19 protein-coding genes are annotated in these 22,599 nt (G+C 65.1%); 6 read left to right on the forward strand and 13 right to left on the reverse strand.

The features are described from left to right. Positions 1 to 55: 55 nt before the first annotated feature. Positions 56 to 1,639, reverse strand: coding sequence for a class I SAM-dependent methyltransferase (locus PHA8399_RS10230; protein ID WP_058286038.1), 1,584 nt, complete (start codon positions 1,637 to 1,639; stop codon positions 56 to 58). Between the two features lie 333 nt (positions 1,640 to 1,972). On the opposite strand from PHA8399_RS10230, the gene PHA8399_RS10235 reads away from it, so the two are divergent. Next, positions 1,973 to 2,620: a phosphotransferase-like protein gene (locus tag PHA8399_RS10235; RefSeq protein ID WP_082649514.1), complete on the forward strand. Its 648-nt coding sequence runs from the start codon at positions 1,973 to 1,975 to the stop codon at positions 2,618 to 2,620. A gap of 88 nt (positions 2,621 to 2,708) precedes the next feature. Further along, complete coding sequence (murA, locus tag PHA8399_RS10240) at positions 2,709 to 4,019, forward strand: UDP-N-acetylglucosamine 1-carboxyvinyltransferase (RefSeq protein ID WP_058286040.1); 1,311 nt, start codon at positions 2,709 to 2,711, stop codon at positions 4,017 to 4,019. Between the two features lie 221 nt (positions 4,020 to 4,240). Here murA and PHA8399_RS10245 read toward each other — a convergent pair whose 3' ends face one another. The 6 genes from PHA8399_RS10245 to PHA8399_RS10270 all read right to left on the reverse strand — a co-directional run bounded on the left by PHA8399_RS10245 (position 4,241) and on the right by PHA8399_RS10270 (position 10,272). Then, positions 4,241 to 4,654 (reverse strand): F0F1 ATP synthase subunit epsilon, encoded by a 414-nt coding sequence (locus tag PHA8399_RS10245; protein WP_058286041.1) that lies wholly within the window; start codon positions 4,652 to 4,654, stop codon positions 4,241 to 4,243. A gap of 56 nt (positions 4,655 to 4,710) precedes the next feature. Then, on the reverse strand, positions 4,711 to 6,135 hold the full coding sequence (gene atpD, locus PHA8399_RS10250) for a F0F1 ATP synthase subunit beta (protein ID WP_058286042.1): 1,425 nt from the start codon (positions 6,133 to 6,135) through the stop codon (positions 4,711 to 4,713). 21 nt (positions 6,136 to 6,156) lie between these two features. Next, positions 6,157 to 7,035: a F0F1 ATP synthase subunit gamma gene (locus PHA8399_RS10255; protein ID WP_058286043.1), complete on the reverse strand. Its 879-nt coding sequence runs from the start codon at positions 7,033 to 7,035 to the stop codon at positions 6,157 to 6,159. A 15-nt stretch (positions 7,036 to 7,050) separates the two neighbouring features. Then, a complete protein-coding gene (atpA, locus tag PHA8399_RS10260) occupies positions 7,051 to 8,589 on the reverse strand; it encodes a F0F1 ATP synthase subunit alpha (RefSeq protein ID WP_058286044.1) in 1,539 nt (512 codons plus the stop codon). Next, positions 8,590 to 9,150, reverse strand: coding sequence for a F0F1 ATP synthase subunit delta (locus tag PHA8399_RS10265; protein WP_058286045.1), 561 nt, complete (start codon positions 9,148 to 9,150; stop codon positions 8,590 to 8,592). 375 nt (positions 9,151 to 9,525) lie between these two features. Beyond that, complete coding sequence (locus PHA8399_RS10270; protein ID WP_058286046.1) at positions 9,526 to 10,272, reverse strand: class I SAM-dependent methyltransferase; 747 nt, start codon at positions 10,270 to 10,272, stop codon at positions 9,526 to 9,528. Positions 10,273 to 10,327: 55 nt separating this feature from the next. Between PHA8399_RS10270 and gloB the strand changes: the two genes are divergently transcribed. The 3 genes from gloB to PHA8399_RS10285 all read left to right on the forward strand — a co-directional run bounded on the left by gloB (position 10,328) and on the right by PHA8399_RS10285 (position 14,579). After that, the gene (gene gloB / locus PHA8399_RS10275; RefSeq protein WP_058286047.1) at positions 10,328 to 11,101 is read left to right on the forward strand and encodes a hydroxyacylglutathione hydrolase; all 774 of its coding nucleotides are present in this window, start codon (positions 10,328 to 10,330) and stop codon (positions 11,099 to 11,101) included. A 176-nt stretch (positions 11,102 to 11,277) separates the two neighbouring features. Further along, positions 11,278 to 13,602 (forward strand): ATP-dependent Clp protease ATP-binding subunit ClpA, encoded by a 2,325-nt coding sequence (gene clpA, locus PHA8399_RS10280; protein ID WP_058286048.1) that lies wholly within the window; start codon positions 11,278 to 11,280, stop codon positions 13,600 to 13,602. Further along, the gene (locus PHA8399_RS10285) at positions 13,602 to 14,579 is read left to right on the forward strand and encodes a M23 family metallopeptidase (RefSeq protein WP_058286049.1); all 978 of its coding nucleotides are present in this window, start codon (positions 13,602 to 13,604) and stop codon (positions 14,577 to 14,579) included. Before clpA ends, PHA8399_RS10285 begins: the two co-directional genes overlap by 1 nt. A 364-nt stretch (positions 14,580 to 14,943) precedes the next feature. On the opposite strand, the gene PHA8399_RS10290 is transcribed toward PHA8399_RS10285, so the two are convergent. From PHA8399_RS10290 to PHA8399_RS10300, 3 genes are all read right to left on the reverse strand, one after another. After that, positions 14,944 to 16,785: a peptidoglycan -binding protein gene (locus PHA8399_RS10290; protein WP_058286050.1), complete on the reverse strand. Its 1,842-nt coding sequence runs from the start codon at positions 16,783 to 16,785 to the stop codon at positions 14,944 to 14,946. A gap of 3 nt (positions 16,786 to 16,788) precedes the next feature. Next, on the reverse strand, positions 16,789 to 17,979 hold the full coding sequence (locus PHA8399_RS10295; RefSeq protein ID WP_058286051.1) for a hypothetical protein: 1,191 nt from the start codon (positions 17,977 to 17,979) through the stop codon (positions 16,789 to 16,791). A gap of 78 nt (positions 17,980 to 18,057) precedes the next feature. Then, the gene (locus PHA8399_RS10300) at positions 18,058 to 18,588 is read right to left on the reverse strand and encodes a gamma-glutamylcyclotransferase (protein ID WP_058286052.1); all 531 of its coding nucleotides are present in this window, start codon (positions 18,586 to 18,588) and stop codon (positions 18,058 to 18,060) included. Positions 18,589 to 18,655: 67 nt separating this feature from the next. Between PHA8399_RS10300 and PHA8399_RS10305 the strand changes: the two genes are divergently transcribed. Continuing rightward, positions 18,656 to 19,654, forward strand: coding sequence for a DUF2125 domain-containing protein (locus PHA8399_RS10305; RefSeq protein WP_058286053.1), 999 nt, complete (start codon positions 18,656 to 18,658; stop codon positions 19,652 to 19,654). A gap of 119 nt (positions 19,655 to 19,773) precedes the next feature. Here PHA8399_RS10305 and PHA8399_RS10310 read toward each other — a convergent pair whose 3' ends face one another. Genes PHA8399_RS10310 through hisC form a run of 3 tightly spaced genes read right to left on the reverse strand, consistent with a single transcriptional unit; the run spans position 19,774 to position 22,591 of the window. Continuing rightward, positions 19,774 to 20,592: an extensin-like domain-containing protein gene (locus tag PHA8399_RS10310; RefSeq protein ID WP_058286054.1), complete on the reverse strand. Its 819-nt coding sequence runs from the start codon at positions 20,590 to 20,592 to the stop codon at positions 19,774 to 19,776. Beyond that, complete coding sequence (locus PHA8399_RS10315) at positions 20,589 to 21,509, reverse strand: prephenate/arogenate dehydrogenase family protein (protein ID WP_058286055.1); 921 nt, start codon at positions 21,507 to 21,509, stop codon at positions 20,589 to 20,591. The genes PHA8399_RS10310 and PHA8399_RS10315 overlap by 4 nt, the downstream gene beginning before the upstream one ends. Then, positions 21,506 to 22,591 (reverse strand): histidinol-phosphate transaminase, encoded by a 1,086-nt coding sequence (gene hisC / locus PHA8399_RS10320; RefSeq protein WP_058286056.1) that lies wholly within the window; start codon positions 22,589 to 22,591, stop codon positions 21,506 to 21,508. Before hisC ends, PHA8399_RS10315 begins: the two co-directional genes overlap by 4 nt. Positions 22,592 to 22,599: the final 8 nt, after the last annotated feature.

Here is a 22,599-nt window from a genome sequence, read left to right on the forward strand (position 1 = left end):
AACTTTTCCGGCAGCGCCGGGGGCGGCGGCGAAACCGCCGCCGCCGCCGTCAGGATCAGGCAGCAGCCTCCTGCGCCAGGGCGGTGCTGCTGCGGTGCAGCGCGACGCCCAGGCTTTCCAGCAGCGGCAGCCGGCGGGCGGCGAATTTGCCGGCCCGGGCGCGCAGCAGGGCGAGGTTCTCTTCTTCGGTTTCCAGCACCCGCCCCTCGTGCTGCAGGCGCTGGCCCTGCGGCGCCAGGATGCGCCAGGCCAGATCCGCCCATTCCGCGGGCGTTTCCAGCCCCTCGCCGCGGGCCAGCAGGAACAGCTGCTCAAGCCGGTCAAGCTCCACCCCGCCGCCGGTGACCGGCGAGGCCAGAAAGCGCAGCGCCTCGCTGTCCTCGGCCCGCTTGCAGACGGCCTGGTTGAAGGCGCGGCAGGCGGCCTCGCGCCTGGCCAGCCCCTCTGGCGGCAGGCAGGGCGCGATGCAGCCGGTGGCGGCCAGCGCGGACAGCAGGACGGTGATGCTGCCCCAGTCCATAGTGCCGAACACGCCCTGATCCAGCAGGCTGCGCACCGTTGCGGGGCCTTGGGCGAGCGCCTTCAGAACCGGCGCATACTGAGCCTGCTGCAGCGGCAGGTCCTTGCCGCGGTGATGGAACCGGAGCGCGCCGCCGCTGTAAGTGCGGGTGAGCGCAAACGGTGTTGCGAACCAGGCGCCGATCTCGCCGCGCGGGGTGTGCGCCAGCTTGCCCTTCACGAAGATGTCGGTGCGGAAATGCTCGTTCAGCAGCACGTCCCGCAGGCCCTCGCGGCGGTCCGGGTCCGGCTCAGCCTCCAGCAGCGCCTGCTGCTGCGGCGTGAAGCGGACACTGTCGATATTGTCGAGCGGATGCACCGAGCCTGCAAAGTTCAGCTTGGCGCCGGCCAGCTCTGCGGCCAGATCCTCGAAGTGGAAGGGCGTCCAGTCCTTGTTGAAATACTCATGCGCCAGATAGTTGGCGGGCATGGCGTCCATATGCTTGAGACGCTTGGCGGCGGAAGGGTTGCTGGCAAAGAACCCCGCGCCGGCCGCGCTCAGCTGGCGGGCAAAGTCGATGGCATCCTGGATCCGCGTCATCAGCGGGCCGCTGCCCTGCTCTGCCCGGCTGGTGAGCAGGCGGCGCAGCGGCATCGCGGCGGCCCAGCCCGGCTGCGCGTTGCTGCTGACGTAAACCAACCCGCCCGGCCGCAGACGGTCAGAGATGAAGCGGAGGATGTGCTGGCGGTTTTCGGCGGAGACCCAGCTGTAGACACCGTGCAGCGCGATGATGTCAAAGCTGTCCGGCAGGCCGGGCGCCTCGCCGAAATCCTCGAAGCTGCGTTCGTGAAAGCGGATGTTGTCCAGCCCCCCCTCCTGCGCCAGTTCGCGGGCGCCGGCGATGTGGGCCGGGCTGAAGTCCATCGCATGAAATTCGATATGCGGGTTGGCGGCTGCCAGCAGGTTGGCGGAGAACCCTTGGCCGCAGCCCAGTTCGCAATAGCTGAGCCTGTCCTTATCGAGCCCGTGCCGGTGCCCTTGGCGCATGGCGCCGAATTCCAGCAGGGCGGGCGTCAGCTGGCTGTGGAAATCATAGGTGTAGTCAATGCCGGCAACATAGCCGGAAGTCCAATCGGTCACGGGGGCTCCTGCGGTTGGGTAAACGTCATGCAGGGTAATTTCGGAAAATTTGGTGAGAATTGGGTTAAGAGGGGTGCGGATTGGCAGCAGTCTCACGGGAAGGTGAGAACAGGGAACAGAGGAAAGCGCGCACAAGACAACTTTCTATCGCAGCCTAGGCCAAGGTCTCCTTTGAGCCCATATTGCTGAATGCCGCGAGTTGGATAAACGGCGGCTTTCCCACATCGCACCACGCCGCAAACGGTATTCCGTATGGCTCAGACCCGCAAAGCAGCTAACATGGCGGAAAGGTGAGAGCCGTAAGTTTGCGGAGCCTTAGGAGGAGCGAATTGAATGGGTGATGTGCCAAACCGTATTCAGGGTCATCTCCTCTGTGAATTACCATCCTGCATTCTCGTGAACGGACCGTCGAGCGCGGGCAAGACTTCCTTGGTTCGCGCTCTCCAGGACAGCCTACCGATTTTGACATTGGGTTTCGGAGTGGATGCGGTCCTCTATTCGCTTCCGCCAGCGGATCTCACCGCAATGAAGGGTGGTAACAAGATCGAACGAGTGGGCTATTCCTATGACCTTCTGGTCGATGCGCACCATGCTGCTATTCGTGGCCTCCTTGAAGCGGGATGCCGCGTCTTCGTCGATACCGGCCTGTTGCGCGCTCGCCACCGCGCGAGCTTCGACGCGGCGGTTAACGGTTTTAGGACGTTTCGGATTGGCGTGACCTGCGCACTGGACGAGCTTGATCGGCGCGAGCGCGAACGCGGCGACCGAGCGGCTGGTAGCGCCCGCCGCGAAGCTGATATTGTTCACCAGGGGATGAGCTACGATCTTCTCGTCGACACGACAGACACAAGTCTGGAAATCGAGTTGAAGCAGGTTTTTCATGCGCTCAATCTCTGGTGCGCCGAAAGAGCGAGGGATTCGGATAGCTGTGAGACCGGTCTATTCGCCGGGCAGGACCACAATGGTTCGAGCGGAGCCTGATGTCACTATCGCACTGGTTTAGTGGATGCCAAGGCTTGCATCCGGTGGTCAGTTCGCTACCTTCTGCCGAAAAACTCATGAGGCAGACATGGCAGTGGCGCAACCGCACGAGCGGATCGAGTATATTGTAGAAGGTGGGCATCAGCTCGCGGGCAGTATTTTTCCAGCCGGAAACAAGAACGCAGCCCTACCAATCATTGCGGCAACCTTGCTTACCGATCAGCCCGTCGAGTTGTCGAACGTTCCACGAATCCGTGATGTCGAGGCACTGCTTGAACTGATTTCCTCGATCGGCGCGGAGACAGCCTGGACGGGTCCCAACACCCTGCGCATCCATGCCCGAGCACTGAGTCCCACCGATCTTGACCCCAATCTCTGCGCTCGCATCAGGGCTTCGATCTTGCTTGCCGGCCCGATGCTCGCGCGCTGCGGCGAGGTCACGTTGCCACCGCCAGGGGGCGATGTGATCGGGCGGCGGCGCCTTGATACGCATTTCCTCGCCCTTCGTGAGCTCGGCGCGGATATCTCGGTTAACGCTGCCTATGTTTTTCGAGCGCGCAATCTGACAGGCGCCGATGTGTTTCTGGACGAACCGTCTGTCACGGCGACCGAGAACGCGCTTTGCGCCGCTGTCGCGGCGCGTGGCGTCACCGTACTGCGCAACTGCGCGTCCGAGCCGCATGTCCAAGACCTCGCCAACTTCCTGATCGCCCTGGGGGCGGAGATCGAAGGAGTCGGCACCAACTGCATGACCATTCATGGGGACCGGCCATTGCATGGCGCCTCCCATCGAATAGGCCCTGACCACATTGAGGTGGCATCCTTCATCGGCTTGGCGGCGGTCACGCGATCCGAACTGCGAATTCGCGAGGCTGGGGTAGCGCACCTCCGCTCGACGCTGATGGGATTCGAGCGTCTGGGCATCCACTGCCGCATCGAAGGAGACGATTTGGTCGTTCCGGCTTCCCAGGCTCTGAAGATCGAACCTGATTTTGGCGGCCATGTGCCCAAGATAGAGGATCAGCCTTGGCCTGCATTCCCCGCGGATGCGATGTCGATTGCGTTGGTCGCGGCAACCCAGTGCGAGGGCATGGTACTGATGTTCGAGAAGATGTTTGAATCGCGAATGTTCTTCACCGACAAGCTGATCTCGATGGGCGCGAGGATCGTGCTGTGCGATCCCCATCGCGCCGTCGTATCCGGGCCAACCAGATTGCGCGGTGCGCGCGTCGAAAGTCCCGATATTCGCGCCGGAATGGCCATGCTGATTGCGGCGATGGGGGCCGATGGGACGTCGCGGATCAACAACGCCCAGCAGATCGAGAGAGGCTATGAGCGGATTGACGAGCGGCTAAATGCGTTGGGGGCAAAAATTACCAGAGTTCCAGCACGAGCATAGAGGCGAAGCCGCTGCCGCCGAAATCATGAGCCTGCACTCCTGACATATAGCAGACGTTCGTGGCATCTACCGGGAATGGTAGCTTTGTCCCGCAAACGCACGATAGTCCCAACACCATTGGAGGAGGACTAGAACAAGGCCTGTGCCGAAACCCGCCCTTCCCAAAACAAAACCGGCCCCCAAGGGGAGCCGGTTTCTCATTCGTCCAATCCGCAAATGGATCAGAGGGACATATGGGTGCCCAGGGCTTCCATGTCGGCGAGCAGCTTGGCTGCGTCCTCGACCAACCCGTGCGGCTGGTCTTCCTCTTTCGCGGTCTTGTACATCTCGCGGGCTTCCTCGATCAGCTCGTTCATCTGATCGCGGGTCATCTCAGTCATCGGGATCGCGCGTTCGGCCAGAACCGACAGGCTGTCGCCTGCGATTTCAGCAAAACCGCCGGTCACCAGATACTCCGAATTGCCTTCGGGGCTTTCGACCTTCAGCACGCCGGGGCGCAGGGTGGTGATGGTCGGCGCGTGCTGAGGCATCGCCGTCATGTCGCCCTCGGCGCCGGGGATCTGAACCGCGCTCGCCTGCAGCGACGCCAGGGCGCGCTCGGGGCTGACGAGGTCGAATTGCATCGTTTGTGCCATTGGGGCCTCCTTTCAGGGTTCCCCCGCACCGCGAAAGCGCGGGGGAAAATCCGTTCTTAGGCGGCTTCCGCAGCCATCTTCTCGGCTTTGGCGAGCACTTCGTCGATGCCGCCAACCATGTAGAAGGCGCCTTCGGGCAGGTGGTCGTATTCGCCGGCCACAACCGCCTTGAACGACGAGATGGTGTCTTCCAGCGGAACCTGGACGCCATCGGAGCCGGTGAAGACCTTCGCAACGTCGAACGGCTGGGACAGGAAACGCTGGATCTTACGCGCACGCGCAACGGTCAGCTTGTCCTCTTCCGACAGTTCGTCCATGCCGAGGATGGCGATGATGTCCTGCAGCGACTTGTAGCGCTGGAGGATCTGCTGAACGTCGGAAGCCACTTTGTAGTGCTCTTCGCCAACGATCTGCGGGTCCATCAGGCGCGACGAGGAGTCGAGCGGGTCCACGGCGGGGTAGATGCCGAGCTCGGAGATCGCACGGTTCAGAACGGTGGTCGCGTCCAGGTGGGCAAAGGTGGTTGCCGGTGCCGGGTCGGTAAGGTCGTCCGCGGGAACGTAGACGGCCTGGATCGAGGTGATCGAGCCGTTCTTGGTCGAGGTGATACGTTCCTGCATGGCGCCCATGTCGGTGGCCAGGGTCGGCTGGTAGCCCACAGCGGAGGGGATACGGCCGAGCAGAGCCGACACTTCCGAGCCCGCCTGGGTGAAGCGGAAGATGTTGTCCACGAAGAACAGAACGTCGGTGCCGGACTGGTCGCGGAACTGTTCGGCCAGGGTCAGGCCGGTCAGCGCAACACGGGCACGGGCTCCCGGAGGCTCGTTCATCTGACCATAGACCAGGGCCACCTGGGAGTCTTCCAGGTTGTCCGGCTTGATCACGTTGGATTCGATCATTTCCCAGTACAGGTCGTTGCCTTCACGGGTCCGTTCGCCAACACCCGCGAACACCGAGTAGCCGGAGTGCACTTTTGCGATGTTGTTGATCAGTTCCATGATCAGAACGGTCTTGCCCACGCCGGCGCCGCCGAACAGGCCGATTTTACCGCCTTTGGAATAGGGCGCCAGCAGGTCGATCACCTTGATGCCGGTCACCAGGATCTCGGACTCGGTGGACTGCTCGTTGAACTCGGGCGCGGGCTGGTGGATGGCGCGGGTTTCGGTCGCGTTGACCGGGCCCTTTTCGTCCACCGGCTCACCCACCACGTTCAGGATGCGGCCCAGGGTGGCGTTGCCGACCGGGATCGAGATCGGCGCGCCGGTGTCGCTCACGGCGCGGCCGCGGACCAGGCCCTCGGTTGCGTCCATAGCGATGGTGCGGACGGTGTTTTCGCCGAGGTGCTGAGCCACTTCCAGAACCAGGGTCTTGCCCTCGTTTTCGGTGTGCAGTGCGTTCAGAATTGCGGGCAGGTGGTCGTCAAACTGGACGTCCACAACGGCGCCGATGATCTGGGTCACCTTGCCTTTTGCTTGTGCCATTTGTTGGTCTCCGGTTGTCTCTTAGAGCGCCTCAGCGCCCGAAATGATTTCAATCAGCTCGTTGGTGATCACGGCCTGGCGGGAGCGGTTGAACTCGATGGTCAGCTTGTCGATCATATCGCCCGCGTTGCGGGTTGCGTTGTCCATCGCGCTCATCCGGGCACCCTGTTCGGAGGCGCCGTTTTCCAGCAGCCCCGAGAAGATCTGGGTCGCCACGCCGCGCGGCAGCAGGTCCGCCAGGATCCGCTCTTCGCCGGGCTCGTAGTCATAGACCGCAGATGCGCCGTCCTGGGCCTCGCCGCCCTCGTAGGAGGCCGGGATGATCTGCTGCGCGGTCGGGATCTGGGTCACCACGTTGACGAACTCCGAGTAGAAGATCGTGGCAACGTCGAATTCACCAGCATCGAACCGGGTCAGGATGTCCTTGGCGATGGCCTGCGCATTGGCATAGCCGACGCGCTTGACATCGCTGAGGTCCACATGGCCGACGAAATCACTGCCAAGGTCGCGTTTCAGGGCGTCGCGGCCCTTCTTGCCGACGGTCAGGATCTTGACCGTCTTGCCCGCGGCCTTCAGCCCGGCCGCCTTCTGGCGGGCGAGCTTGGCAATGTTCGAGTTGAAGCCGCCGCAGAGGCCGCGTTCGGCGGTCATGACCACCAGGAGGTGAACCTGGTCCGAGCCGGTGCCGCGAAGCAGCTTGGGCGCGGAGTCGCTGCCGCCGACCGAGGCCGCCAGCCCTGCCATCACGGCGTTGAACCGCTTGGTGTAGGGCCGGGAATCCTCGGCAGCTTCCTGGGCGCGGCGAAGTTTCGCCGCCGCCACCATTTGCATGGCTTTGGTGATCTTGCGGGTCGATTTGACCGACTCGATCCTGTTTTTAAGGTCCTTGAGAGAAGGCATGTCCCGACTCTCTCCTTATGCGAAGGTGGCGGCGTATTCGTCGATCGCAGCCTTGAGTTTGTCAGCGGCATCGCCCTTGATCTTGGGATCTTCGTTGGTGATCCAGTCCAGGGTCTCCTTGCCTTTGCCGCGCATGTGCGCCAGCAGGCCCGCTTCCCAGCGGCTGACGTCCTTGAGGTCGATCTTGTCGAGGTAGCCGTTGGTGCCGGCGAAGATGACGCAGACGATCTCAGCGTTGGTCAGCGGCGAGTACTGCGGCTGCTTCATCAGCTCGGTCAGACGGGCGCCACGGTTCAGCAGCTGCTGGGTGGCGGCGTCGAGGTCGGAGCCGAACTGGGCGAAGGCCGCCATTTCGCGGTACTGGGCCAGCGACAGTTTCACCGGGCCTGCAACGGTCTTCATCGCGTTGGTCTGGGCCGAGGAGCCCACACGCGAAACCGACAGACCGGTGTTCACGGCGGGGCGGATGCCCTGGTAGAACAGTTCGGTTTCCAGGAAGATCTGGCCGTCGGTGATCGAGATCACGTTGGTCGGAATAAACGCGGACACGTCGCCGCCCTGGGTCTCAATAACCGGCAGAGCGGTCAGCGAGCCGGCGCCGAAGTCTTCGTTCAGCTTTGCCGAACGCTCCAGCAGGCGGGAGTGCAGGTAGAAAACGTCGCCCGGGTAAGCTTCGCGGCCCGGCGGACGGCGCAGCAGCAGGGACATCTGGCGGTAGGCCACGGCCTGCTTGGACAGGTCATCATAGATGATCAGCGCGTGCTTGCCGCTGTCGCGGAAGTATTCGGCCATCGCGGTTGCGGCGTAGGGTGCCAGGAACTGCAGCGGCGCCGGGTCGGACGCGGTTGCGGCCACGACGATGGAGTATTCCATCGCGCCGGCTTCTTCCAGCTTCTTCACCAGCTGGGCAACGGTCGAGCGCTTCTGGCCGACAGCAACGTAGACGCAGTACAGTTTCTTGGACTCGTCGTCGCCTGCGGCGTCGTTGTAGGTTTTCTGGTTCAGGATGGTGTCCAGAGCCACGGCGGTTTTACCGGTCTGACGGTCGCCGATGATCAGCTCGCGCTGGCCGCGGCCGATCGGGATCATCGCGTCGACCGACTTGAGGCCGGTTGCCATCGGCTCGTGCACCGATTTACGCGGGATGATGCCCGGCGCCTTGACGTCTGCCACTTTGCGCTCGGAGGCGTTGATCGGGCCCTTGCCGTCCAGCGGGTTGCCCAGACCGTCGACAACGCGGCCCAGCAGCTCGGGGCCGGCCGGAACGTCCACGATGGAGTTGGTGCGCTTGACGGTGTCGCCTTCTTTAATGTCGCGGTCGGAGCCGAAGATCACGATACCGACGTTGTCGTTTTCCAGGTTCAGCGCCATGCCCATGATGCCGCCCGGGAATTCGACCATTTCACCGGCCTGAACATTGTCGAGGCCGTAAACGCGGGCAATACCGTCACCAACGGACAGCACGCGGCCGATTTCTGCCACTTCGGCTTCTTGACCAAAATTCTTGATCTGGTCTTTCAGGATCGCAGAAATCTCTGCTGCTTGGATACCCATTTATCCGACCTCTTTCATTGCATTCTGTAGGGAGTTGAGCTTGGAGCGGATCGAACTGTCGATCATCTTCGAGCCCACTTTAACGACGAGACCGCCGATGATGGACGCATCGACGGTGGCATTGATGGTGACTTTCTTGCCCACGCGCTCGGCCAGGGTCTTGGCCAGCTTTTCGCTTTGGGTCTTGGTCAGCGCCTTGGCGGACACCACTTCGGCGGTGACTTCGCCGCGGGCCTCGGCCAGCCGGGCGCGCAGCGCGTCAATCAGCGCGGGCACCACGAACAGGCGGCGTTTGTCGGCCATCAGGGCAAGGGTATTGCGCAGGACGGGATCCAGCCCCATCTTCTCTGCCACCGCGGTGATCGCGGCGCCCTGCTCTTCGCGCGACACGAGCGGCGAGCGGATCAGGCTGTTGAGGTCTTCGCTGTCAGCCAGCGCGGCTGCCAGGTCATTGATGCTGGTTTCAAGGCTGTCGAGCGCCTTGTTTTCTTCAGCGATGTCGAACACCGCCGTGGCATAGCGCGCAGCAATGCCTGCAGAAATCGAAGCTGGTTCGGACACGTCCACCCTTCCGATATGTTTTTGGCCCCGGTTGGCATACCTGGCCTTCAGGCGGCGTCCGGGGGCGTGAGTCATCCCCCATTGGCAGCGGGGCGTTGAAATCAGCGTGGGTCTAGCAGAGCGGATGCGACCTATCAACTGCCTATAACGGTAACGGATAAAAGCATGTTTCACGTGTTTTCAAAGGCTTGCGGGAAGTGCGGCCCTTTGACCACAGTCGTTAAATAAAAAAGTGCGGCTGAACTGCAGAATTTGGCGATTCCGGAAAGCGGCATTTGCGTCAAAAACCGTCACACATCGCTGCCGGGGCCGCTTTTGCCGCGCTGCAGCGTCGCTGCGGACAGTTTCAGGGAATCGAAATCCGCGCCCTCTGGGTCAGGCCGGTTCCGGCATCGGATTGGACAGGCCTTCCAGCACCCGGATGCGGCTGGGCGTCTTGGAGCGGATCATGTGGCCCTTCTGCGGGTAGGTCTGCTTGCTGACTTCGACCATGAACACCCCGCCGGCCAGTATCGCGGGCAGTTTGCGGCCCATCTTCTCCAGCATGGCGCCGGATTTGAGCCAGAACCGCTTGTGGCTGGGCAGCCGGTACAGCGCTGCGGTGTGCTGCTCGATGGCGAACTGATGCTCGCGCAGCTGGCCTTCGAGCTGGCGCAGCGTGTAGGGGCGGCCATAGCCGAACGGAGTGAGGTCCGAGCGCGCCCAGAACCCGGCCCGGTTCGGAACGATGAAAATCGCCCGCCCGCCCGGCCCCAGCACCCGCCAGCATTCCTCCAGCAGGCGGGAGGGCCGTTCCGAGGTCTCCAGCCCGTGCAGCAGCACCAGCCGGTCGATCCGGCCGGTATCGACGGGCCAGCTGGTCTCCTCGCACAGGACCGAGACATTGGGCATCCCCGCAGGCCATTGCATCACCCCCTGCGGCCCCGGCATCAGCGCCATCACCCGGCGCGCCTCCGGCAGGTAAGGCCGCAGGAGCGGCGCGGCAAAGCCGAAGCCCGCCACCGTCAGCCCCTCCGCCTCCGGCCACAGCTCCAGCAGGCGGCCGCGGACCGACGCCTGCGCCGCACGGCCCAGCGTGCTGCGGTAGTAGAAGTTCCTCAGATCCTGCACATCAAGATGCATTGCGGGCGCCTGCTGCTTCGGCCAATCTGGGCGCAGTTTAGCAATGTAAAGGCGAATGACCATGCCTCTTGAGATCATCACCCTGCCCTGCCTGTCCGATAACTATGCCTTTTTGATCCACAATCCGGCCTCGGGCGAAACCGCGCTGGTGGATGCGCCGGAGGCCGGTGCGGTCAGGGCCGCCCTGTCGGAGCGCGGCTGGGGGCTGGACTGGATCCTGCTGACGCATCATCACTGGGACCATGTGGACGGCGTGGCAGAGCTGCGGGAGGCTTATGGCGCCAAGGTGATCGGCGCCGAGGCAGACGCGCACCGGCTGCCGCCGCTGGACAAGGCGGTGAAGGATGGCGGCACCTTCAGCCTCATGGGCGAAGAGGTGCAGGTGATGGATGTGTCCGGCCACACGGTGGGGCATATCGCGTTTTACATCCCCGCAGCGGAGGCGGTGTTCACCGCCGACAGCCTGATGGCACTGGGCTGCGGGCGGCTGTTTGAAGGCACAGCGCAGCAGATGTGGGCCAGTCTGTCGCGCCTTGCCGCGCTGCCGCCGCACACCGTGGTTTACTCGGGCCATGAATACACCCAGGCTAACGCTGGCTTTGCGGTCACCGTGGATCCCGGCAACCCGGCGTTGCAGGGCCGCGTCCGCGATATCGCACGCGCGCTGGAGAAAGGAACCCCGACTGTGCCGTCGTCCCTGCAGCTGGAACTTGACACCAATCCGTTCCTGCGCGCCGCAGATAGCGCTATCAGGGCGCATTTGGGCATGGAAGACGCTGAAGACGCAGAGGTTTTTGCCGAAATCCGCAAGCGCAAAGACAATTTCTGAGCAATTCAAGGGTCCCAGCGCGCAACAGGGAGAAAATAATTGTGACCCCAAAATGAAGAAAAGCCCTTGAAGCCGGCGCTCTATCAACCAAACTCTAACCATATAAGCACATGGTTGAACTGAGGGGTTGGTTAATACCGCCCCGCCGGCCAACCCAAGATCAGAGGAGCACGCCCGTGCCTTCATTCTCGAGCACCCTGGAACAGGCCATTCACGCAGCGCTGGCGCTGGCGAATGAACGCCGTCATGAATTCGCAACCCTGGAACATCTGCTTCTGGCCCTGATCGACGAGCCCGACGCGGCCCGCGTGATGCGCGCCTGCAGCGTTGACCTGACCGAATTGCGCTCCTCCCTGGTGGAATTCGTGGATGAGGATCTTGCCAATCTGGTCACCGATATCGACGGATCGGAGGCGGTGCCGACCGCCGCCTTCCAGCGCGTCATTCAGCGCGCCGCGATCCATGTGCAAAGCTCCGGCCGCACTGAGGTAACGGGGGCGAATGTGCTGGTCGCCATCTTTGCCGAACGCGAAAGCGACGCCGCCTACTTCCTGCAGGACCAGGAGATGACCCGTTACGACGCGGTGAACTTCATCGCCCATGGCGTTGCCAAGGACCCGGCCTACGGGGAATCCCGCCCGGTGACCGGCGCGACGGAGCAGGAAGAGGACAACCTGACCACCGCGCCCGAAGGCGAAAAGAAGGAGTCGGCGCTGGCCAAGTACTGCGTAGACTTGAACGCCAAATCCCGCAAAGGCGACATCGATCCGCTGATCGGCCGCGACCCGGAAGTGGAGCGCTGCATCCAGGTGCTGTGCCGCCGCCGCAAGAACAACCCGCTGCTGGTGGGCGACCCCGGCGTCGGCAAGACCGCGATTGCGGAAGGCCTGGCGCGCAAGATCGTCCAGGGCGAAGTGCCGGATGTTCTGTCGGAAACCACCATCTATTCGCTCGACATGGGCGCGCTCTTGGCGGGCACCCGCTACCGCGGCGATTTCGAGGAGCGGCTGAAGGCCGTGGTCTCCGAGCTGGAGGACCACCCGGACGCGGTGCTGTTCATCGACGAGATCCACACCGTGATCGGTGCCGGCGCCACCTCCGGCGGCGCGATGGATGCGTCGAACCTGCTGAAACCTGCGCTGCAGGGCGGCAAGCTGCGCACCATGGGCTCCACCACCTACAAGGAGTTCCGCCAGCACTTCGAAAAGGACCGCGCGCTCTCCCGCCGGTTCCAGAAGATCGACGTGAACGAGCCGACGGTCGAGGACTCGATCGAGATCCTGAAAGGGCTGAAACCCTATTTCGAAGAGCATCACGGCATCAAGTTCACCGGCGATGCGATCAAATCCGCAGTTGAACTGTCGGCGCGTTACATCAACGACCGCAAGCTGCCGGACAAGGCCATCGACGTCATTGACGAGGCCGGCGCCGCGCAGCATCTGGTCATCGAAAGCAAGCGCCGCAAGACCATTGGCGTCAAGGAGATCGAGGCCGTGGTGGCGAAGATCGCGCGCATCCCGCCCAAGAACGTCTCCAAGGACGATGCCGAGGTGCTGAAGGACCTGGAGAAATCGCTGAAGCGCGTGGTTTTTGGCCAGGACGATGCGATCACCGCATTGTCGAGCGCGATCAAGCTGGCCCGGGCCGGCCTGCGCGAGCCTGAGAAACCGATCGGCAACTACCTGTTTGCAGGCCCCACCGGCGTCGGCAAGACCGAGGTTGCCAAGCAGCTGGCGGACCAGCTGGGTGTGGAACTGCTGCGGTTCGATATGTCGGAATACATGGAGAAACACGCGGTCTCCCGCCTGATCGGCGCACCGCCGGGCTATGTCGGGTTCGACCAGGGCGGCCTGCTGACCGATGGTGTCGATCAGCATCCGCACTGCGTGCTGCTGCTGGATGAGATCGAGAAGGCACATCCGGATGTCTACAACATCCTGCTGCAGGTGATGGACAACGGCCAGCTGACCGATCACAACGGCCGCACCGTGAACTTCCGCAACGTGATCCTGATCATGACCTCCAACGCGGGCGCCTCCGAACAGGCGAAGGCCGCCATCGGCTTTGGCCGCGACCGCCGCGAGGGCGAGGATACCGCCGCCATCGAGCGCACCTTCACGCCGGAGTTCCGCAACCGCCTGGATGCGGTGATCTCCTTCGCGCCGCTCGGCAAGGAAGTGATCCTGCAGGTGGTCGAGAAGTTCGTCCTGCAGCTGGAAGCGCAGCTGATGGACCGCAACGTCTCGATCGAGCTCACCCGCAAGGCGGCCGAATGGCTGGCCGACAAGGGCTATGACGACCGCATGGGCGCGCGCCCGCTGGGCCGGGTCATCCAGGAGCACATCAAGAAGCCGCTGGCAGAGGAGTTGCTGTTCGGCAAGCTGACCAAGGGCGGCGTCGTCAAGGTCGGCATCAAGGACGGCAAGCTGGATCTGCGCCTGGAGGGTCCGGGCAAGCCGCGGATTTCCGGCGACCGGCCGCCGCTGCTGACCGCGGACTGATGCGCCCTGCCGGGCTGCTGATCGCTATATCGCTCGCCGCGCCCGCCGCGGCGGGCGATTTTCGTTTGCAGTTCCCGCTGGATTGCACCTTGGGCCAGGACTGCCACATCCAGCAGTTCGTGGACCATGACCCGGGCCCCGGGGCCGCGGATTTCACCTGCGGCACGCTCAGCTATGAAGGCCACAAGGGCACGGACATCGCCCTGCCCTATCTGTCGGACATGCGGGCCGGCGCCACGGTCCGCGCCGCCGCGGATGGCGTGGTTCTGGGCACCCGCAACAGCATGCCGGATCAGTATGCGACTGCGGAAAATGCCGCCGCCATCGACGGCAAGGAGTGCGGCAACGGCGTCGTGCTGCAGCACGGCGGCGGCTGGGAAACCCAGTATTGCCACATGAAGCGCGGCTCGATCCAAGTCCAGAGCGGCATGAAGGTCAAGGCCGGCGATGCCTTGGGTGAAGTCGGCCTGTCCGGCAAGACCGAATTCCCGCATCTGCATCTGTCTGTGCGCAAGGACGGTGCGGTGGTGGATCCCTTTGCGCCGGACAGCACCGGCACCTGCGGCGCTGCCGCTGGCCCGTCGCTGTGGGCCGATCCGCCGGATTACCGGCCCGGCGGGGTGCTGGGCGCAGGCTTCAGCACCGCCATTCCCGAATACCAGGCGGTCAAGGATGGCACCGCCGGCCAGGCGCCGCTGGCCGCGGATGCGCCAGCCTTTGTGTTCTGGGCCTATGCCTTCGGCGGCCAGGCGGGCGACACGCTGGAACTGACGGTGACCGGTCCCGAAGGCGCGTTTGTGAGCCGCCGCGACGCGCTGGAAAAGGATCAGGCGCAGTTCTTCCGCGCCACCGGCCGCCGTCTGCGCGGCGCATCCTGGCCTGCGGGGCATTACACCGGCACGGCGCGGCTGCTGCGCGGCGGCAGCGAGGTGGACAGTTTCAGCAGCAGCATGACGCTTGCGGACGCCCCGCAGTAACGTGTTCCGTATCACGGCACCGCATCTGCAGGGGCAGCAGCCCCGGCAGATGCGCGGCCCAACGGGCGCGGACGCCCCGCAGGGGCGGCCTGGCGCCGGGCGGGAGCGCGCCGGAAACCGGCGCAGAGGCTGCACCGCGCAAACTGTTTTCCTTCAAAAGTTGATAACTCCCGCAGCCGCAATAGTTTTAAAAGAGCCCTACTGCCCGGTGGGGCAGCAACCCGTGTGTAACTAGTAGCTTGTCTCCAATAGTGAAGCGGGTTGCACCTCCCGCCGGCGGCAGCGGCGCAGCCCTCTGGGCGGGCCACGGGCGCCAGCCGCAGCGCGGCGCCGTTCCGCAAAGCTGCTGCCGGGTTCTGCCGGGTTACTTCTCGGTGAATTTCAGCTCAATCCGCCGGTTCTGGGCGCGCGCGTCCGGCGTGTCCGCAGAGTTCACCGGCTGGTACTCGCCAAAACCGTTGGCCGCCAGCCGCGAGGGGGGCACCCCCAGCGCCTCCACCATGTAGCGCACCACCGACAGCGCCCGCCCCTGGCTGAGCTCCCAGTTGTCGCTAAATTTCGGATGCGCGACCAGGGGCGTGTCATCGGTATGGCCGTCCACCCGGATGATCCAGCTGATCTCCGGCGGGATCGCTGCCACCACGCTTTGCAGGATCGACACCACCTTGGCGATCTCCACCTTGCCCTCGGACGACAGGGTGGCGCTACCGGGTGCAAACAGCACCTCGGAGGCAAAGACAAAGCGGTCGCCCTGGATGCGGACGCCCTCCTGGGTGCCCAGAAGATCGCGCAGACGGCCAAAGAACTCCGACCGGTAGCGCTCCAGATCCTGCGCCTTGCTGGCCAGCGCCGCGGTTTCGGCTTCCAGCCGCTTGCGCTCCTGCTCTTCCAGCAGCCGCCGCCTGCGCTCCTCTGACGCGGCGCGGGCGAGGGCTGCGTTCAGGTCCTGGCCCAGGTTCTGCAGCTGCACCTGCTGCGCGGCGTCGCGGGACTGGTAATCGTCCAGAATGGCCTGCAAGCCGCCCAGCTGCTCGCGCAGCGCTGCCACCTGCTGGTTCAGCAGCGCGGTTTCGCGGCGGGCGTCCTCTGACACCGCCTTCTCCTGCGAGAGCGCCTGCCGCGCCTGGGCCAGCAGGGCTGCGCGTTCTTCGGCACGGCTCATCTGCTCAGCGGCGCCGGCCTCCGCCGTCTCCTGCGCGGCGGCTGCCGCCAGCAGCCGCTGGCGCAGCACGTCCAGCTCGCTGGCCTGGGTGTCCGCCGCGGCCAGAGCCGCCCTGGCCTCGGCCAGCTCTGCCGCCAGCCGTCCGGCCTCAGCATCAGAACCGGCGCGGGCCGTTTCCAGTTCAGAGAGCTGCGCATCCAGCTGCTTCTTTGCGGCTTCGGCCGCGGCCAGCAGGGTCAGCGTGTCTTCCGCCTCCTGCCGCTGCGCCTCCAGCGCCAGGGTCATGGCGGTCAGCTCCGCATCTGCCGATTGCAGCTTTTCGCGCAGGGCTTGAGCGGCTGCGGCCTGCACCATCCGGGCCGCTTCCTCCGCGCTCAGCTGCTCCTGCAGGCCCGCGATTTCCTTTGAATTTGCCGCCTCCTCTGCCTCAAGGCTGGCGATCAGCGCCTCCATCGCCTCGCGCTCGGCTGCCGCCAGCCGGGCGGCTTCGGTCTGGGCATCTATCTCGCCGCGGGCCTGCGCCAGCGCCAGGTTCAGCGCCTCCTGCTCGCTCAGCAATGTGTCGCGGGCGGCCTCCAGGCGTTGGCGTTCGGCGCTCAGATCCGCCACCCGCGCCTCAGCCGCGTCGCGGCTGGCGATCAGGGCGGCCACCTGCGCCTCAAAACTGGTGATGCGGCTGGCGGCCTCGGCCAAGTCACCGGCCTGGCGGTCGCGTTCGGCGGTCAGCGCGGAGATCAGCCCGCGGGCCTGCGCCAGATCCTGTTCAGCAGTGTTGAGAGTCGACGTCAGCGCCCCCAGCCGGGCGTTCAGGCGGCTGTTCTCGCGTTCCTCCAGCCCCAGCGCGGAGGCCAGCGCGCTGACTTCGGCGGAGAGCTCATCCAGCTGGCTTTCCTGACCGGTGATGGTTTCGCGCAGCACGAATTGCACCACCATGAAGATGGTCAGCACAAACATCAGAACCAGCAGCAGCCCGGTCATCGCATCGACAAACCCGGGCCAGATCGAGGCCTGGAACCGTTGTCCTGTGCGCCGGGAGAGGGCCATCGGTTACTCCCCCGCGTCCCGGCCCGGCAGACCGCCGCGCGACAGGCCGCGCGGGCGGGCAAAGGCCTTGATCATCAGGTCGATGTCCTTGCGCAGCTCGGCCAGGCTTTCCTGGCGGCCTGCGGAAATTTCTTCGAGGATGCGCAGCATCTGCACGTCGATCGAGCGCAGCCGCATCCGGCTTTCGGCGTCGATCGCCCCCTGCTCTCCTTGCGCGCGCAAGATTTCCGTCAGGGCCTCCTGCCCGACCGCCACCCGGTCCAGCGCCGCGGTGATGGTGCCGGTCTGGTCCTGACGGCGGTTCATTTCCTGAATGGTGTCCACCAGGTCGCTCAGCTTTTGATCCACCGCCGCGCGGCCTTCGGAGGTTTCGGCAAACATCGCCTGCAGCGCGTCCATCTGTTCGGCCATGTTATCAAGCACCTGGGACACCACGCCGCTGTCCCCGGCGCCGTCCTCGCCGGAGGAGAAGCTGACCCGGGTGATCGAGGAGAGCCATTCCTCCAGCTCGCGGTAGAAGCGGTTCTGGCCGTGGCCTGCGAACAGCTCCAACAGGCCCACGATCAGCGAGCCGGCCAGACCCAGCAGCGAGGAGGCAAAGGCCACGCCCATGCCGCCCAGCTGCGCCTCAAGGCCGGTCATCAGGCGGTTGAAGACAGACAGGCCTTCTTCGCCCTCCTGCGGTGCCAGGCTGCGGATGGTGTCAACGACGGCGGGAACAGTGGTGGCCAGGCCATAAAAGGTGCCCAGAAGACCGAGGAAGATCAGCAGGTTGACAATGTAGCGGGTGATCTCGCGGTCTTCGTCGATGCGGCTGGCGACGGAGTCCAGTATGGAGCGGGTCGAGGCGGAGCCCAGCTGCATCCGGGCGCTGCGCGTTGCCAGCAGCGAGGCCAAAGGCGCCAGTATCGACGGCGGGCGGCGGTGCTCCTGATTGTCGCCTGCGGCGAAGCGTTCGATCCAGCGCACCGAGCCAATGAGCTGCACCACCTGCCAGAAACAGGCCAGCACCCCGATCACAAACACAAAGACGATGAAGCCGTTGAGCCAGGGGTTGGCCTGGAACACCGGCAGCACCCGCGGCAGCGCCACAAAGGCGCCAAAGCCCGAGAGCCCAAGTGCGATCAGCATCATGATGATCTGCCGCACCGGCTGGGAGAATTGCGGCCGGGTTTTGCGGTCTGGCTGCGCCATACGTCTTGGCTCCTGACACTTTTGACTGCTCTTATTGCGTTCGCAGCCTATAAGCAAAGTGTCAGAAGCGCCAAGGCTTTATGCGGTGATTTCCCGCACCCGGCCGGCCAGCCAGTCCAGATCGTTGTCGTGCAGACCGATCTCGGCCAGATGCTCGGCGGTGTTGTAGAGGTATTCGGTGTTGGGGCCGCGCCCGCCGACCGCATGGGCGATGATCTGGGCTTGCTCTTCAAGGCTGAGACCGCCGCAATACTGCACGTGGTGCGGGTCGATCACATAGGTCACTGCGGTGACCACGGAGCCATCCGCCAGCTCCACCTGCAGATCGCGCTCCAGATAGGCGGAGGAAATCAGCTCGCGCTCACGCAGTTCCGCCAGGGTCTGCTCTTCGTGACCGGCTTCGACCGCCAGCGCGATCCCCTTGCAGTGCGCGTCTTCGACGGCATCCAGCGCCAGCACCAGGCCCGGCTTTTCCTCGCTGCCGCGGTGATGGATCGAGGACATGCAGAAGGAGCGTGCATAGCCGTGCAGCACCGCAACCTCGCGCCGGGCCACCGGGAAACCGGGGTTCCAAAGAAGTGATCCGTATCCGAATACCCACATGGTCATGTCGTCTGGCCCTTTTTGCTGCCCCCCTATAAACAGCAATCCTGTTGCGGACAAAAGAGGCTATCCGATGCGCCTGGCAAAACTGCTGATGGCCGCTCTGGCGGTGTGGAGCCTGTACTGGGCGGCGGCGGCCTGGGGGCTGCGCACGGGGATCGAAAGCTGGTTTTCCCAGCAGGAGCGGCAGGGCTGGCAGGCAGAACACTCCGGACTGGAAACCAGCGGCTACCCGCTGCGGCACCAGACCCGGATCAGCCGCCCTGCCCTGGCGGATCCGCGCACCGGCACCGCCTGGCGGGCGGACTGGCTGGAGCTGGACAGCCCTGCCGCATGGCCCGGGCGGCTGGAGCTGCATTTCCCGGCGACGGCGCAGCGGCTGTCCTATTTCGACCGCACCGCGGTGATCACCGCAGAGGGATTGCAGGCCAGCCTGCATCTGAAGCCCGGGGCGGCGCTGGAACTGGAACAGCTGGCCGCCGTTGCCGGCGGCTGGCAGATCGAGCGCGGCGGCGAAACGGTGCTGAGCGGCACGGCGCTGGACCTGCGCATGGTGCAAACGGACAGCCCTGAGACCTACCGGATCACCGCCGGCGCCCAGGAGTTTGCGCCGCGCGCGGCCTGGCGGCGGCTGCTGGCGGCCAGCGCGCCGCTGCCGGAGCGGTTTGATACGCTGGCGCTGGAGATGACGGTGGGTTTTGACGCCTCCTGGGACCGGTCAGCGCTCGAACAACGGCGGCCGCAGCCGCGCCGGATTGACCTGAAACTGGCTGACGCCCGCTGGGGCGATCTGCGGCTGAAGGCAACGGGCGCGCTGACGGTGGACGAAGAGGGGCTGCCCGCGGGGGAAATTGCGCTGCAGGCGGAGAACTGGCGCGGGCTGGTGCTGATGGCCGAACGCACCGGCGCGCTGCCGCCCGCCCTGCGCGGCACGGTGGAGCGGGTGCTGGGCCTGCTGGCAGAGACCAGCGGCAATCCCCGGGACCTCGACATCGCCCTGGGGTTCCGGGACGGTTATGTCACGCTTGGCCCGCTGCCCCTGGGCCATGCGCCGCGGCTGATCATCCGCTGACCATGCGCCCGCCAGCAGCCTGCGCGGCGCTGGCAAGGGCGGGATCCTGCGAGGCTCTGCCTCGCGCTCCGGGATATTTCCGGCCAGAAGAACACGGGACGCCCGGCAGGCCCGAACCCTTAGCGGCAGTAGGAGCCGCCGCGGTGGCGGGCGATGTCCAGATGGAAGTGGTCCTTGTGGTAACGGTCGGCCTCAGGCCCCAGCACGGTGCCGAAGGGGCCGCAGGCGGCGCGCCAGATTTTTTTCAGCTTTTTGCGCGTCTTGCGCTTTTGCCAGCCGTGCAGGACGGTGATGGTCTCGCCGCTGGCAAGGGTGAAGCCGGAAATGTCGATCGCCCGGCCCCTGCCGTGTTCCGAGATTTTGGCGCCCGGGCGGTTGTTGCGGGTGCGGCAGGCGTAATGGGCCGCGACCCGCAGGCCTACGACCTTGTTGCGGCGCCCGAAGGCGGTTTCGACCTCGCGGTTGATCCAGGTCTTCAGCGCCCGGGCGGTGTTGCAGGTCATCAGCGATGTCTGGCTGAGGCGGGCCCCGGCAATTTCGCGCACCCGCACCGCGTCCTTGACGCCGCAGCCGGGCAGTGCGCCGGAGACGTGACCCGCATCATCGCCCTGAATGTCGATATCGCCGCAGACCGACCCCTGGCGGCGCTGGCGGCGCTTGAACAGAACCTGCTCTGCCAGGCTGTCAGGGCGCGCGAAGGGCACCAGGGAATCTCCGGGGGCCAGCAGCGGCAGGCCGGCAGGGCGGGCCGCTGCCGCCAGGCGCTGCTCGGATTGCGGGCGGGCGGCCGGGCGCATGCCGGGCACCGGTGCCAGGGCGGCCGCCAGCCCCGCGCCTGCTGCCGGGCGTTCGGGTGGCTCCAGCGAAGCGTCCGGCGTTGCGGCCTGCGCGGCGCCGCCAAACAAGCCCGCCAGGATCAGCACGCCCGCCCGGATCATTTCTTCTGCCCCCGGCCGAAGTCGGGCGCGTCGGTGTCCTGGCCGGCCTCGATGATGCCGCGGCGGATGGCGCGGGTGCGGGTGAAGTAATCGTGCAGATGCTCCCCGTCGCCGGTGCGGATGGCGCGCTGGAGGGCAAACAGCTCCTCCGTGAAGCGGCCCAGGATTTCCAGCGTGGCATCCTTGTTGGTCAGGAACACATCGCGCCACATGGTGGGATCAGAGGCGGCGATGCGGGTGAAGTCGCGGAAACCGGCGGCTGAGTACTTGATTACCTCGCTGTCGGTCACCCGGCGCAAATCGTCTGCGACGCCGACCATCGTGTAGGCGATCAGGTGCGGCGTGTGCGAGGTGACGGCCAGCACCAGGTCGTGGTGGTCGGCGTCCATCTCATCGACATGCGCGCCCATGCCCTCCCACAGCGCCCGCAGGCGGGCAGTGGCCTCCGGATCGGTGCCCTCGACCGGGACCAGCAGCGACCAGCGGTTGTCGAACAGTTCGGCAAAACCGGATTCGGGGCCGGAATGCTCGGTGCCTGCCAGCGGGTGGGCGGGCACGAAATGCACGCCCTCGGGGATATGCGGCTGCACCGCATCGATCACGTGGCGCTTGACCGATCCCACGTCAGACACGGTGGCGCCGGGTTTCAGCACCGGGGCAATGTCTTCCATTACCGGCCCCATGGCGCCGACCGGCACGCAGAGCACCACCAGATCGGCGTCCTGCACCGCTTCCTGCGCGCTGTCGCAGACGCGGTCGCAGAGGCCGATGCCGCGGGCGGTTTCGCGGGTCTCAGGGCTGCGGGCATAGCCCGTAACCTCGCCTGCCAGCCCGGCGCGCTTCATCGCCCAGAACATCGAAGAGGCGATCAGGCCCAGGCCGATCAGCGCGACGCGCCCATAGACTTGCCCGCTCATGCCTTGCCCTCTTTAAATGCTTTGACGCCCTGCGCGATGCGGCGGCAGGAGTCCTCGTCGCCGATGGTGATCCGCAGCGCGGCGGGCAGGTTGTAGCCCGCCACCCGGCGCACGATCAGCCCCTGCGCCTGCAGGTAGAGGTCGCAGGCCTCCGCCTCTGCCTGGCTGGAGAAGCGGGCCAGGATAAAGTTGGTGCTGGAGACATCTGACGGCACGCCGAGTTCCGCCAGGGCATTTGCCAGCCAAGCACGCCATTTGGCGTTTTCGGCCCGGCAATAATCCACGTAGCCTGTGTCGCGGACCGAGGCCTCGGCGCCCGCCAGTGCGGTGCTGGAGACATTGAACGGGCCGCGCACCCGGTTCAGCACGTTGATGATCTCCCTGGGGCCGTAGCCCCAGCCGATCCGGGCGCCGCCCAGCCCGTAGATCTTGGAGAAGGTGCGGGTCATGAAGACGTTGCTGCGGGTGCCGATCAGCGCGGCGCCGGCATCAAAGCCCTCGACATATTCGGCATAGGCGCCGTCCAACACCAGGAGCGCCCCATCGGGGAGGCCATCGGCCAGCCGCGCCACCTCAGCCGCGCTGATCATGGTGCCGGTGGGGTTGTTGGGGTTGGCGATGAAAACCAGCTTGGTGCGTGCCGTGCAGCCTGCCAGCAGCGCGTCCACATCGGTAACGCGCTCGCGCTCCTTCACCTCCACCGGGGTGGCGCCGGCGGCCAAGGCGCTTATGCGGTACATGGCAAAGCCGTGTTCGGTATAGAGAACTTCATCCCCCGGCCCGGCATAGGCCTGGCACAGGAAGGCGATGATCTCGTCGCTGCCGGCGCCGCAGATGATCTGCTCCGGCTCCAGCCCGTGCACCTCGCCGATCGCCTGCCGCAGCGCCGCATGGTCCGAGCTGGGATAGCGGTGCATATGGGCCGCCGCCGCCTGCATCGCCTCAATTGCGCGCGGGCTGGGGCCGAAGGGGTTCTCGTTCGAGGAGAGCTTCACAACATTGCTCACCCCTTTCACATGGGCAGCCCCGCCCTGATACAGAGCGATGTCCATGATACCGGGCTGCGGTGTGAGTTGAGTCATAATACGGG

Origin of the sequence: Leisingera aquaemixtae, assembly GCF_001458395.1 — a bacterium.
In the GTDB taxonomy this organism is placed as follows: Bacteria; Pseudomonadota; Alphaproteobacteria; order Rhodobacterales; family Rhodobacteraceae; genus Leisingera; species Leisingera aquaemixtae.